This window comes from Geodermatophilus sp. SYSU D01180 (genome assembly GCF_054050415.1).
In genome coordinates this window covers 1-13,424 of record NZ_JBJGZH010000035.1, presented here as the reverse complement: position 1 = coordinate 13,424, position 13,424 = coordinate 1, and the positions used below count along the sequence as shown (strand labels likewise).

General features: G+C 75.0%; 11 protein-coding genes. 5 read left to right on the top strand and 6 right to left on the bottom strand.

Annotation, left to right across the window (positions count from 1 at the left end):
- Positions 1-5: 5 nt before the first annotated feature.
- The 4 genes from tpiA (at position 6) to ACI8AA_RS21650 (ending at position 3,444) form a co-directional block, all read left to right on the top strand.
- Entirely contained in the window at positions 6-815 is an 810-nt protein-coding gene (gene tpiA, locus ACI8AA_RS21665) for a triose-phosphate isomerase (protein ID WP_457046435.1), read from the top strand.
- Between the two features lie 25 nt (positions 816-840).
- Entirely contained in the window at positions 841-2,649 is a 1,809-nt protein-coding gene (locus ACI8AA_RS21660; protein WP_457046434.1) for an ABC transporter substrate-binding protein, read from the top strand.
- Between the two features lie 35 nt (positions 2,650-2,684).
- The gene (gene secG, locus ACI8AA_RS21655) at positions 2,685-2,918 is read left to right on the top strand and encodes a preprotein translocase subunit SecG (RefSeq protein WP_387992967.1); all 234 of its coding nucleotides are present in this window, start codon (positions 2,685-2,687) and stop codon (positions 2,916-2,918) included.
- A 145-nt stretch (positions 2,919-3,063) separates the two neighbouring features.
- Entirely contained in the window at positions 3,064-3,444 is a 381-nt protein-coding gene (locus ACI8AA_RS21650) for an RNA polymerase-binding protein RbpA (RefSeq protein WP_456929787.1), read from the top strand.
- 142 nt (positions 3,445-3,586) lie between these two features.
- Here the strand turns inward: ACI8AA_RS21650 and pgl are convergent, their stop codons facing one another.
- The 6 genes from pgl to tkt are packed head-to-tail and all read right to left on the bottom strand — an operon-like array spanning position 3,587 to position 12,084.
- A complete protein-coding gene (gene pgl / locus ACI8AA_RS21645) occupies positions 3,587-4,414 on the bottom strand; it encodes a 6-phosphogluconolactonase (protein ID WP_457046433.1) in 828 nt (275 codons plus the stop codon).
- Positions 4,411-5,556: a glucose-6-phosphate dehydrogenase assembly protein OpcA gene (locus ACI8AA_RS21640; protein ID WP_457046432.1), complete on the bottom strand. Its 1,146-nt coding sequence runs from the start codon at positions 5,554-5,556 to the stop codon at positions 4,411-4,413. Before ACI8AA_RS21640 ends, pgl begins: the two co-directional genes overlap by 4 nt.
- Before the next feature lie 25 nt (positions 5,557-5,581).
- Positions 5,582-7,099, bottom strand: coding sequence for a glucose-6-phosphate dehydrogenase (zwf, locus tag ACI8AA_RS21635; RefSeq protein WP_457046431.1), 1,518 nt, complete (start codon positions 7,097-7,099; stop codon positions 5,582-5,584).
- Positions 7,100-7,123: 24 nt separating this feature from the next.
- Positions 7,124-8,734: a glucose-6-phosphate isomerase gene (locus tag ACI8AA_RS21630; RefSeq protein WP_457046430.1), complete on the bottom strand. Its 1,611-nt coding sequence runs from the start codon at positions 8,732-8,734 to the stop codon at positions 7,124-7,126.
- A complete protein-coding gene (gene tal / locus ACI8AA_RS21625) occupies positions 8,731-9,828 on the bottom strand; it encodes a transaldolase (RefSeq protein ID WP_457046429.1) in 1,098 nt (365 codons plus the stop codon). The genes ACI8AA_RS21630 and tal overlap by 4 nt, the downstream gene beginning before the upstream one ends.
- Positions 9,829-9,858: 30 nt before the next feature.
- A complete protein-coding gene (gene tkt / locus ACI8AA_RS21620; protein WP_457046428.1) occupies positions 9,859-12,084 on the bottom strand; it encodes a transketolase in 2,226 nt (741 codons plus the stop codon).
- Positions 12,085-12,413: 329 nt separating this feature from the next.
- Between tkt and ACI8AA_RS21615 the strand changes: the two genes are divergently transcribed.
- Positions 12,414-13,328, top strand: a complete 915-nt coding sequence (locus tag ACI8AA_RS21615; protein ID WP_457046427.1) for a heme o synthase — start codon at positions 12,414-12,416, stop codon at positions 13,326-13,328.
- The last annotated feature ends 96 nt before the right edge of the window (positions 13,329-13,424 follow it).

The window sequence follows — 13,424 nt, the reverse complement described above, 5'->3', positions numbered from 1 at the left end:
CGGGGATGGCACGCACCCAGCCGCGCGCCCCGCGCGAGGGCCGCCGCCCGCTGATCGCGGGCAACTGGAAGATGCACATGACGCACCTGGAGGCCATCGGCCTGGTGCAGAAGCTGGTCTTCAGTCTCAAGGAGCGCGAGCTCGACGACGCCGAGGTCGTCGTGCTCCCGCCGTTCACCGCGCTGCGCAGCGTGCAGACGCTGGTCACCGGCGACAAGCTGGCGGTCGGCTACGGCGCGCAGGACCTGTCGGCGCACGACTCGGGCGCCTACACCGGCGAGGTCAGCGGCGCGATGCTCGCCGCGCTCGCCTGCGGCTTCGTCGTCGTCGGCCACTCCGAGCGGCGCGCGCTGCACGGCGAGGACGACGCCACGGTGGCCGCGAAGGTGCAGGCCGCGCTGCGGCACGGCCTGACGCCGATCCTGTGCGTGGGCGAGGGCCTCGACGTCCGCCGCGCCGGGCAGCACGTCCCGCACTGCACCGACCAGCTCGACGCCGCGCTCGAGGGGCTCTCCGCCGACCAGGTGCGCGGGGTCGTGCTGGCCTACGAGCCGGTGTGGGCGATCGGCACCGGCGAGGTGGCCACCCCCGAGGACGCCCAGGAGGTGTGCGGCGCACTCCGGTCCCGCCTCGACGGGCGTTTCGGCCCGGAGACGGCCGCGGCGGTCCGTATCCTCTACGGCGGGTCGGTGAAGGCCGCGAACACGGCCGGGATCCTGGCCGGGCCGGACGTCGACGGTGCACTGGTCGGCGGCGCGAGCCTGGACGCCGACGAGTTCGCGCAGATCTGTCGGATCGCCGCAGGCGGCAGCTAGCCCGCGGCCGCACGGGAGCGGGTGGGTGGACAGCACGCTGCAGGGACCCGCCCGCTCCCGGGGCCGCCGCCTGCCCGAGTGGCTGCGCGGCACGCCCGGGCGCGTCCTCGGGCTCGCCCTCGTCGTCCTGCTCGTCGTCGCGGTGGCCGTGAGCTGCAGCGGCGGCGGGGACGGCGACAGCGGCGTCCCGGTGCTCGGCGACGGGCCCGACGCCGGCGTCGACGGCGTCCGCGCGCCCTCGGACGCGACCGGCGGCACGCTGCGCGTGGTCACCAGCGAGGTCGACAGCCTCGACCCGCAGCGGTCCTACCAGCCCGGCGTGTGGAACCTCATGCGGCTCTACACCCGCACGCTGGTCACCTACGCCAGCGAGCCCGGCCGCACCGGCGAGCTGGTCCCCGACCTCGCCACCGACCTCGGCACCACCCCCGACGGTGGCCTGAGCTGGACGTTCACCCTCAAGCAGGGCGCCCGGTTCGAGAACGGCCGGGCGATCACCTCGCGCGACGTCAAGTACGGCATCGAGCGGTCCTTCGCCTCCGACGTCGTCGTCGGCGGCCCCACCTACGTCGTGGACCTGCTCGACGACCCCGCGAACCCCTACGCCGGGCCGTACCAGGACGAGACCCCGGGCAAGCTCGGGCTCGCCGCCATCGAGACGCCCGACGACGCCACGATCACCTTCCGGCTGCGCTCGGCCCAGCCCGACTTCCCCTACGTGCTGGCGCTGCCCTCGAGCAGCCCGGTGCCGATCGAGAACGACACCGGCGCCGGCTACGGCAGCGACCCGGTCTCCTCCGGCCCCTACGCGGTCACCACCGTCGACGCCGCCACCGGCATCGTCCTGGACCGCAACCCGCAGTGGGACCCGGCCACCGACGACGTCCGGACGGCGCTGCCCGACCGCGTCGTCGTCCGCACCGGGCTGTCCACCCTGGAGCGCGACCAGCAGCTGCTCGCCGGCTCGGCCGACGTCGACGTCTCCGGCGCCGGCCTGCACGCGGCCACCGCCGCCCGGCTGGCCGAGGGCGCCGGGGGTGAGGTGCCGCTGACCGACCGGGTCGACGACCTGACCACCGGCGCGGTGCGGCTGCTCGCGCTGCCCACCGACGTCGCGCCGATGAACGACCCGAACTGCCGCGCCGCGGTGGCCTCCGCGATCGACCGCAGCGCCGTCCAGGAGGTCGCCGGCGGTGCGGACAACGCCGTCCGCACCTCGCAGCTGTGGCCGCGGTCCCTGGGCGACGGGCCCGAGGACCCCGACCCCGGCCCCGACCCCGACGCCGCCCGGGAGGCGCTGGCCGCCTGCGGGCAGCCCGACGGGTTCGGCACGGTGCTCGCCGTGCCCGACGCCCAGGCCAGCGTCGCGGTGGCCGAGGAGGTCGCCGCCCAGCTCGGCGCGGTCGGGATCACCGCCGAGGTGCGGCCGCTGCCGGCGACCAGCTTCTACGCCACCGACGTCGGCAGCCCGGACAACGTGGCGCGCAACGGCTTCGGCATCGTGCTGGCCACCTGGACCGCCGACTTCCCGACGCCGGGCTCGTTCCTCGTGCCGCTGGTCGACGGCCGCTCGGTGAGCCTGGTCGGCAACACCAACTACGCGCGGCTCACCGACCCGGCGCTCTCCGGGCTGGTCGACGCCGCCCGCGCCGCCGCCGACCCGGAGGCCGCGCGCGGCGCCTGGCGGGAGGTCGCGACGGCGGCCGGCGGGACCGGCGCCTACGTGCCGCTGGTGGAGACGCGGGTGCAGCTCCTGGCCGGGCAGCGGCTGCGCAACGGGCTGGTCATGCAGCCCTACGCGGGGCACGACCTGGCCACCGCGGGCGTGCGCTGAGCGGGACGCCTGCGGGCACCGGTTACGCTGGTGCCATGGTCGAGCTCGTCCTCAACGTGCTGCTGGTCCTCACCAGCGTGCTGCTCGTGGTGCTGATCCTGCTGCACCGGGGCAAGGGCGGTGGCCTGTCCTCGATGTTCGGCGGCGCGGTCTCCTCGCAGCTGTCCGGCTCGTCGGTGGTGGAGAAGAACCTCAACCGGCTCACCGTGTTCACCGGCCTGATCTGGACGGTGTGCATCGTCGCGCTGGGCATCCTGCTGAAGGTCTAAGGACCACCCTTCCCCCCACACCTCGCGGGCTCGGCGCGGGCCCCTGAAGGATGGCCGTTCCAGCACGTCACCAGGCCGGGGGCGAAATCGTGACCGGGGAGACACCCTCAGGCCCTAGACTGCCCGGGCGGCGTGATCACGCGCCGTGACGATCCAGCAGGCAGGTCGGAACGAGGGGGCGCTCGTGGCTGGTGGCAACGCGATCCGGGGGACCCGGGTCGGCGCGGGTCCGATGGGTGAGGCCGAGCGCGGAGAGGCGGCCCCGCGGCACCGGGTCGGCTACTGGTGCAGCTCGGGACACGAGACGCGGGTGGCCTTCGCCACCGACGCGGAGGTCCCCGAGACCTGGGACTGCCCGCGCTGCGGCCTCCCCGCCGGCCAGGACCCGCAGGCGCCCCCGCCGGCGCCGCGGACCGAGCCGTACAAGACGCACCTCGCCTACGTGCGCGAGCGGCGCAGCGACGCCGACGGCGACGCCCTCCTCGAGGAGGCCCTCGCCAAGCTGCGGGCCCGCCGCGGCGCCTAGGACCCCGTCTGATCGCCCCGGCGGCGGCCTCGTGGGCCTCTGCCGGGGCGTCGGGTGTGCCGGGCGCCAGCAGCCCGCGACCGCCGACCAGCGGCCCGCCCTCGCGGTGCGTCGAGGCACAGCAGGCAGCCGTCGACGGCGGTCACCCGGTCTCGGGCAGCCGGCTCGCGGCGGCGGCGTCGAGCAGCCAGCGGGTGGCGCGGCGGCCGCGGGCCCCGGCGGCCGGGACCTCGGTGCGGTCGGCGCCGCCCAGCGCCCGCGCCACGGCCTCGGCCTTGCCCTCCCCGGACACCAGCACCCAGACCTCCTCGGCGGCGGTGATCGCGGCGAAGCCGAGGCTCACCCGCGTCGGCGGCGGCTTCGGGCAGTCCCGCACCGGCACCACGGTCCGCTCGTCGGTCACCGCGGGGGAGTCCGGGAAGATCGACGCCACGTGGCCCTCGGCGCCCATGCCGAGCAGCAGGACGTCGAACCGGGGGAGCGGGCCCCCGGTCCCGGCGTCGCGGGCGGCGTCGGCCAGCGTCCCGGCGTACCAGTCCGCGGCCTCCTCCGGGGTGTCGAAGCCGGCGTCGGACGCCGGGATCGCGTGCACCCGCTCCGGCGGCGCCCCGACCCGGTCCAGCAGCGCCGCGCGGGCGCCCTTCTCGTTGCGCTCGTCGTCGTCGGCGGGGACGAACCGCTCGTCGCCCCACCAGACGTCGACCGCGGCCCAGTCGACCGCCTGACCGGGCCCCGGCTCCCCGGCCAGCTCCGCGGCGTGCCGCAGCACCGCCGTCCCGATGCCGCCGCCGGTGAGCACCACCGACGCCGTCCCGTGCACCGCCTGGGCGGCGGCCAGCCGCGCGACCAGCGCGGACGCCACCGCCCGCGCCAGCAGCTCCGGGTCGGGCTCGACGACGATCTCGGGCGTCGGGCCCTCGATCCGTTCCGCGAGCGCCTCGGCGATCCGGTCGCCGGGGGGCAGCGTCACCGGACGGCCTCGGGCGCCGTCGGGTCCGGGGTGTCGTGCTCGCCGTGCTCGGCCACCTCGTCGGCGCCCTCGGAGTCCGGCGGCACCGTCGGCGCCTCGCCGTGCGGGCTGTTCACGCCGACGTCGTCCTTCGCGAACGGCGCCCCGGCCTGCTCGGCCGGGTCCACCCACACGTGCGCGCGCACCGGCGCCCGGCCGGCCAGGCCGGTCACCCCGGTGGTGACCTCCAGCGCCTCGGCGTAGGGCTCGTCGGGGTCCAGCCGGCGCAGCTCCTCGCCGAGCAGGTCGCCGAGCGTGCGGTCGGGCAGCGCCATCGTGGCGTCGGGCCGGTACGGCTGGCTGATCACCGCGCCGCCGCGGCGGTCGGCGTGCACCCGCACCTCCTCGTCCTGGTCCAGGGTGAGGTGCACCGAGTCGATGCCGCTGGGCCCGGGGTGCCGGGTGGCCTGCACGACCTCGACCGCGCTGCCGGTGCGGGCCTCGAGCCAACCGCTGAGCAGCTGCGCGGTGGCCGCCCCGGGGTCGCCCTCGACCCGGGCGCCGAGCACCTTCACCGCGTCCCCGCGACGGCCGGACACCGAGTCCAGTGCGGAGGTGAGCGTCGCCCGCCAGCCGGTGGCGCGGGTCCAGGCCAGGTCGGTGTCGCCGGGGGAGTAGTCGTGCGCCCGGGTGCGCAGCGAGGCCAGCTGGTCCGCCGCCGACGTGCTGTCGGTGATCCGCCGGTCGGCGATGACCGCGAGCGCGTCGGTGCTCAGCTGCCGCGGCGGCTCGGTGTGCCACCAGGTGACCACCGGCGCGTCGGCGGCCAGCAGCGGCAGCACGACCGACTCGGCGTGCAGCGCCAGGCGCCCGTACATGCGCATGACGACCGCCTCGCCGGGGCCCAGCCGCCCGCCGATGGACACCTCGGCGTCCAGCCGCGGCACCGGGGCCTCGATCTGCCGGCGGACGACGACGAGGATCCGGCAGGGGTGCTGCTCGGCGGCCGTCGTCGCGGCCTCCTCGGCCTCGGCCACCCGGCCCTCGTCGGCGACGACCACCAGGGTCAGCGCCACCCCCGACAGCACCGCGCCGCCGGTCCGCCGCTGGGCGGCGAGCTCCTTGACCACGGCCGAGCCGGTGGTGTCCCAGAGCGTCGTCATCGCGTCTCCTCTCCGCGGGGGCGCCTCACGGACGCCGCCACCGGCGGCCCTCGGCGGCCAGCATCTCGTCGGCGGCGCGCGGCCCCCACTCGCCGGCCCGGTAGGGGTGCGGCGTGCTGCCGGCCCAGAACTCCTCGAGCGGGTCGATGACCGCCCAGGAGGCCTCGACCTCGGCGTTGCGCGGGAACAGCGTGGCGTCGCCGAGCAGGACGTCGAGCAGCAGCCGCTCGTAGGCCTCGGGGCTGGCCTCGGTGAACTGCTCGCCGTAGAGGAAGTCCATGGACACGTCCCGGACCTCCATGACGCTGCCGGGCACCTTCGACCCGAACTTCAGGGTGACCCCCTCGTCGGGCTGCACGCGGACCACCAGCTGGTTGTTGCCCAGCTCCTCGGTGTCGGTGTCGGCGAAGGGCAGGTGCGGCGCCCGGTTGAACACCAGCGCGATCTCGGTGACCCGCCGCGGCAGCCGCTTGCCGGTGCGCAGGTAGAACGGCACGCCGGCCCAGCGGCGGGTCTCCACCCCGAGCCGGACCGCGGCGAAGGTCTCGGTCGTCGAGTGCGCGTCGACGCCGTCCTCCTGCCGGTAGCCCTTGGCCCGCTGCCCGGCCAGCCAGCCCTGCTCGTACTGGCCGCGGACGGCGAAGGTGTGCAGGTCCTCGGGCAGCGAGATGGCGCGCAGCACCTTGAGCTTCTCGGTGCGGATCTCGTCGGCCGAGAACTCGACCGGCTCCTCCATCGCGGTGAGCGCGAGCAGCTGCAGCAGGTGGTTCTGCAGCACGTCGCGGGCCGCGCCGGTCCTCTCGTAGAAGCCGGCCCGCCCGCCGATGCCGACGTCCTCGGCCATGGTGATCTGCACCGAGTCCACGTGGTGGCCGTTCCAGACCGGCTCGAACAGCTCGTTGGCGAACCGCAGCGCCATGAGGTTCTGGACGGTCTCCTTGCCCAGGTAGTGGTCGATGCGGAAGACGTCCTCGGCGCTGAACACCGAGTCCACCAGCTCGTTGAGCTCCCGGCTGGAGGCGAGGTCGGTGCCGAAGGGCTTCTCGACGACGACCCGCCGCCACCGGTCCGGCGTGCTCTCGGCCATGCCGGTGCGCTGCATCTGCTTGAGCACGACGGGGAACATCGCCGGCGGGATCGACAGGTAGAACGCCGCGTTGCCGCCGATGCCGTGGCTGCTCTCCAGGTCCCCGAGGGCGTGGGCGAGCTCGTCGAAGGCGTTGTCGTCGTCGAAGGAGCCCTGGACGAAGCGGACGCTGTTGGCCAGCCGCTCCCACACCTCCTCCCGCCACGGCGTGCGGGCGGCGTTGCGGGCCGCGTCCCTGGCCAGCTCGGCGAAGTCCTGGTCACCCCAGTCCCGCCGGGCGAAGCCCAGCAGCGCGAAGTTGGTCGGCAGCAGCCCGCGGTTGGCCAGGTCGTACACGGCCGGGAGCAGCTTCTTGCGGGCCAGGTCACCGGTGATGCCGAAGACCACCAGGGCGCAGGGCTCGGGGACCCGCGGCAGCCGCCGGTCCCGCGGGTCGCGCAGCGGGTTGGGGATCACGTGCCCTCCTCGAGGGGTGCGGGGTCAGTCGAGGGCAGCGAGGACCTGATCGATGCCGGCGGACCGGTCGGTCAGGTGCAGGTGCAGCAGCGGCCGCTGCCGGTCGGCCAGCGCCTGCCGGTCGCCGGCGGCCTGGGCGGCCTGCAGCGTGCCGAAGGAGTACGGCCGGTCGGGCACCGGGAGGTCCTGCGTCACCGCGCCGGTGAGCTGCAGGAACGCGCCGACCTGCGGACCGCCCTTGTGGTACTGGCCGGTCGAGTGCAGGAAGCGCGGGCCCCACCCGAAGGTGACCGCGTGCTCCGTGCGGCGGGCCAGCGCGGCACGCAGCTCGCCGGCCCGGGCGTCGGCCTCGCGGTCGAGGTAGGCCATGACGGCGAGGTAGCCGCGCGGCGGGACGGCGCCGAGCAGCGCGTCCAGCGCCAGCCGCAGCCCGTCGGACTGCGCGAGGTCGACGCCGTCGAGCACGCCGCCGGAGGCGTACAGCTCCACCGCGCCGATCGTGGCGACCGGCCGCTCGTCGGGCAGGCCGGACTCGAGGATCCGCGAGGTGTTCTGCTTGGACTCGGTGACGTTGGGCTGGTCGAAGGGGTTGATCCCCAGCACCCGACCGGCCACCGCGGTCGCGTACTCCCAGCCGAGGAACTGCGCGCCCAGCGGGCCGGTCACGCCGACCGAGGGCCGGCCGTCGACCGGGTCGCCGTCGACGACGGCCAGCAGCGCGTCCGGCGCCTGCGCGCCCGGCGCGTCCACCGACTCCAGGACGACGGGCAGCAGCCCGCGGCCCTCCTTGCCGGTGGACTCGGCGATGAGCTGCTCGGCCCAGTCGCCGAAGCCCTCGATGCGCGGGCCGCTGCCGCCGGTGCCCTCGGCGAGGGCGACCTTGTCCCGGCCGGTGCGGAAGCCCGCGCCCATGGCGACGCCGAGCTCCAGGGCCGGGTTGCCCGGCTCGGCCAGGTGCTCGGCGAGGTCGGTGGCCTCGTCCAGCAGCGCGCCGACGTCGACCCCCGTCAGCGCCGCGGGCACCAGCCCGAACGCCGACAGGGCGCTGTAGCGGCCGCCGACGTTCGGGTCGGCCAGGAACACCGCGCGGGCGCCCATGGCGGCGGCGGTGTCGGCCAGCGGCGAGCCGGGGTCGGTGACGACGACGAACCGCCGGCCGACCTCCTTCTCGTCCAGCCCGGCCTCGGCGAACGCGGCGGCGAACGCCCGCCGGTGGCTGTCGGTCTCGATGGTGCCGCCGGACTTGGAGCTGACCACGACCACGGTGCGGTCGAGGTCGGTCATCGCCGCGGCGACCTGGCCGGGGTCGGTGGTGTCGAGGACCACCAGCGGCGCGCCCGCGGTGCGGCAGATGACCTCCGGCGCCAGCGAGGAGCCGCCCATGCCGCACAGGACGACGCGGTCGATCCCCTCGCCGGCGAGCTCGGCCCGCAGCTCGGCCAGCCGGGACACCAGCTCGCGCGAGGACGCGGGCAGGTCCAGCCAGCCGAGCCGGATCGAGGCCTCGCTCTCGGCCTCCGGGCCCCAGAGGGTGGCGTCCTTGGCCACCAGCCGCGCGGCGACGTCGTCGTCGGCGAGCTGGGTGCGGACCACCTCCGGGACGTCGAGGCCCGAGCAGGAGAACTCCAGCGTCATGCCTTGTCCTCGAGCTGGCCGCGCACGGAGTCGGTGAGCTCGTCCCACGAGTCGACGAACTTCTGCACGCCCTCCTCCTCGAGGACGCGGAACACGTCGTCGAGGTCGACGCCGGCGTCGGCGATGGCCTGCATGGTCGCCGCGGCGTCCTCGTAGGTCTTCTGCACCGGGGTGCCCGCCTCGCCGTGGTCGGCGTAGGCCTGCAGCGTCTTCTCCGGCATCGTGTTCACGGTGCCGGGGGCGATGAGCTCACTGACGTAGAGCGTGTCGGAGTACTCGGGGTTCTTCACCCCGGTCGAGGCCCACAGCGGCCGCTGCGGCCTCGCGCCCTTCGCCTCCAGCGCCTTCCAGCGGTCGGAGGAGAAGACCTCCTCGTAGGCCTGGTAGGCCAGCTGCGCGTTGGCCAGCGCGGCCTTGCCCTTCAGCTGGTCGGCACCGGCCTTCTCCAGCCGCTTGTCGATCTCGGTGTCCACGCGGGACACGAAGAACGACGCCACGGAGGCGATGCCCTCCAGCGACCCCCCGGCCTCGGCCCGCTGCTCCAGCCCGGACAGGTAGGCGTCCATGACGGCGCGGTACCGCTCGAGGCTGAAGATCAGGGTGACGTTGACGCTGATCCCGCGGGCGATCGACGTCGTGATCGCCGGCAGGCCCTCCACGGTGGCCGGGATCTTGATGTAGAGGTTCGGCCGGTCCACCAGCCACCACAGGTGCGCGGCCTCGGCGGCCGTGGCGTCGGTGTCGTGCGCCAGGCCCGGCGCGACCTCCAGCGACACCCGGCCGTCGCCGGGCTGCCGCTCGGCCACCGGGGCCAGCAGGTCGCAGGCGTCGCGCACGTCGGAGGCGGTGATGGTGCGCAGCGCCTCCTCGACGCTCACCTTCCGCACCGCGAGGGCGTGCAGCTGGTCGTCGTAGGAATCCGACCCGCTGATCGCCGCGGCGAAGATGGTCGGGTTGGTGGTGACGCCGACGACGGAGCGCTCGTCGACCAGCGACTGCAGGTTGCCGCTGCGGATGCGGTCGCGCGACAGGTCGTCGAGCCAGACGGCGACGCCCGCCTGCGACAGCTCTGCCAGCTTCTCGGTCTGTGCCATGGTCAGGTCCCTTCCGGTGGGTCCGACGGCTCAGCGGTCGCCGGTGGGGTGGGGGAGGCCCCCGGTGGCTGCAACCGGGCCGGCCGGGACGGCGTTCCCCGCCGCGGCCGCCTCGATCGACTCGCGGGCGGCGGCGACGACGGCCTCGTCGGTCAGCCCGAACTCCTCGTAGAGCACCGAGTAGGCGGCGCTCGCGCCGTAGTGGGTGAGCCCCACGATCCGGCCGGCGTCGCCGACGAACTCGCGCCAGCCCATGGGCACGCCGGCCTCGACGCTCACCCGCGCGCGGACCGAGGGCGGCAGCACCTCGTCCTTGTAGGCCTGGTCCTGGTCGGCGAACCACTCGACGCAGGGCACCGAGACCACGCGGGTCGGGACGCCGTCGGCCTCCAGCCGCTCGCGGGCGGCGACGGCGATCTGCACCTCCGAGCCGGTGCCCAGCAGGATCACCTCGGGCTGCCCGTTCGAGGCGTCGGCGAGCACGTAGGCGCCGCGCGCGACGCCCTCGGCGGAGCCGAACTCCGAGCGGTCGAACACCGGCAGGTTCTGCCGGGACAGCAGCAGGCCGGCCGGGCGGTCGTTGTGCTCGAGGATCGTGCGCCAGGCGACGGTGACCTCGTTGGCGTCGGCCGGGCGGACGACGTCGAGACCGGGGATGGCCCGCAGCGCGGCGAAGTGCTCGATCGGCTGGTGCGTGGGGCCGTCCTCGCCGAGGCCGATCGAGTCGTGCGTCCACACGTAGGTCACCGGCAGCTGCATCAGCGCGGCCAGCCGGACCGCCCCGCGCATGTAGTCGGAGAACGTGAGGAACGTGCCGCCGTAGACGCGGGTGCCGCCGTGCAGCGCGATGCCGTTCATGACCGCGCCCATGCCGTGCTCGCGGACGCCGAAGTGCAGCGTGCGGCCGTAGGGGCCACCGCTCCACATCTTCGTCTGGCGGTCGGCCGGCAGGAAGGACGGTTCGCCCTCGACGGCGGTGTTGTTGCTCTCCGCGAGGTCGGCCGACCCGCCCCACAGCTCGGGCAGCGCCGGGTAGAGGGCGGCGAGGACCTTGCCCGACGCCTTGCGGGTGGCCACGCCCTTGGGGTCGGCGTCGAAGGTCGGCAGGCCGTCGCTGAAGCCCTCGGGCAGCCGGCGCTCGCGCATCCGCTCCAGCAGGGCGGCGCGCTCGGGGTTCTCCTGCGCCCAGGCGTCGAAGCGCTCCTGCCACTGGGCGTGCGCCTTGCCGCCGGCGTCGACCACCGAGCGGGCGTGCGCGAGCACCTCGTCGTCGACCTCGAAGGTCTTCGCCGGGTCGAAGCCCAGGACCTCCTTGGTGGCGCGGACCTCGTCGTCGCCCAGGGCCGAGCCGTGCGCGGCGCCGGTGTTCTGCTTGTTCGGCGCGGGCCAGGCGATGATCGTCCGCAGCACGACGATCGACGGGCGGCGGGTCTCGGCCTTGGCGGCGGCGAAGGCGGCGTCGACCGCGGCCAGGTCCTCGCCGTCGTCGACGCGCTGCACGTGCCAGCCGTAGGCCTCGTAGCGCTTGCCGACGTCCTCGGTGAAGGCGACGTTCGTGTCGTCCTCGATGGAGATCCGGTTGTCGTCGTAGACGAGGACGAGGTTGCCCAGCTGCTGGGTGCCGGCCAGCGACGACGCCTCGCCGCTGACGCCCTCCTCCAGGTCGCCGTCGGAGGCGAAGCACCAGACGGTGTGGTCGAACAGGCTCTCGCCCTCGGGGGCGTCGGGGTCGAGCAGGCCGCGCTCGCGGCGGGCGGCCATGGCCATGCCGACGGCGTTGCCGACGCCCTGGCCGAGCGGGCCGGTCGTCGTCTCCACGCCGGGGGTGTGGTTGACCTCGGGGTGGCCCGGGGTCTTCGAGCCCCAGGTGCGCAGCGCCTGCAGGTCCTCGAGCTCCAGCCCGTAGCCGGACAGGTAGAGCTGGACGTACAGCGTCAGGCTCGAGTGGCCCATGGAGAGGACGAAGCGGTCACGGGCCACCCAGTTCGGGTCCGTGGGGTCGTGCCGCAGCCACTTGTGGAACAGCAGGTAGGCCGTGGGCGCCATGCTCATCGCGGTGCCGGGGTGGCCGTTGCCGACCTTCTGGACGGCGTCCATCGCCAGCACGCGCGCGGTGTCGATGGCGCGGCGGTCGAGGTCGCCGAAGTCCTCCGGCAGCGTGGGGTGCGGCTGTCGCGGCGATCCGGTGGGGGAGTCGGTCGCGGCCTCGGCGGGGGCCTCGGACTCCGTGCTCTTCGTGTCGTCAGCCTGGGTCATGTCGGGCGGAACTCCTCGAGGTCGGCCGTGCGCGGGGCCGTCCGGGGAGCGGTGGTCCGGTGCTCCCGGGCGGACGACGTCGGGTGCGGGGCAGCGGATCGGCCGTGTCCCTGGTCTCCCTCGACCCGTGACCCACCGTCGTCGGCGACGGCCCTACCCGCAGTTCCCGCGGCGTCAACGTGATCAGACCCTAGTCATCCGCACCGGTGGGCGGGGTGGCCGAGGGCTACAGTGGGCGCGTTCCATCCCCGGTTCGAAGGGACCATCGTGCTGTCTTCGTGCCCGGTGGCTCCCTGCCGTCCGTGCGTGCGCGCGGCAGAGGTCGCCCGGTGACGGCGCTCACCCAGCGGCCGGCCGTCCCGGCCCGCCGGCTGTCGGGCGTGGTCGGGGCCTACGTCGCGCTGACCAAGCCGAAGCTCGTCGAGCTGCTGCTCGTGACGACGCTGCCGGCGATGATGATGGCGGCCGACGGGTGGCCGTCCTGGCGGCTGGTGGCCGCCACGATGGTCGGCGGGATGTTCGCCGCCGGCGCGGCCAACGTGTTCAACTGCTGGTACGACCGCGACATCGACCGGCTGATGTCCCGCACGCGCAACCGGCCGATCCCCTCCGGTGTGGTGTCCCCGCGGGCGGCCCTGGTCTTCGGTGCGGCCCTCGCCGCGGCGTCGCTGGCGATCCTGTGGTTCGAGACCACGCCGCTGGCCACCGCGCTGGCCGCGGTCGCGATCCTGGCCTACTCCGTCGTCTACACGATGGTGCTCAAGCGCCGGACCCGGCACAACACGGTCTTCGGGGCGTTCCCGGGGGCGGCGCCGGTGCTCATCGGGTGGGCGGCGGTGACCGGCTCGCTCGCCTGGCCGGCGCTCGCCTTCTTCGCGGTCGTCTTCTGCTGGCAGATGCCGCACTTCTGGGCGCTGGCCAGCCGCTACCGCGACGACTACGCCCGCGCGAACGTGCCCATGCTGACCGTCGTCGCCGGCCCGGAGAGCGTCGGCCGGCAGTCGGTCGCATGGGCGTGGGCGACCCTGGGCGCCACCCTGCTGATGGGGTCGATCACCCCGGTGCTGAACTGGGCCTTCGCCATCGGCGGGGGGCTGCTCGGCGCCTGGTACGTCGCCGAGACCCACCAGTGGCTGGACCGCATCCGCAGCGGTCTGCCCGACCGGCCGATGAAGCTCTTCTCGGTGTCGATCACGCACATGACGCTGCTGTCGATCGCCATCGCCGTCGACGTCCTCGTCTGACCCGCCCCGCTCTGCGCCGGGGGGGCCGCGCCCCCCCGGCGGCCGGGCGGGGGCCGGGGGGCCCGTGGGGGGGGGGGGGCGCGCCATCCGGGGGGG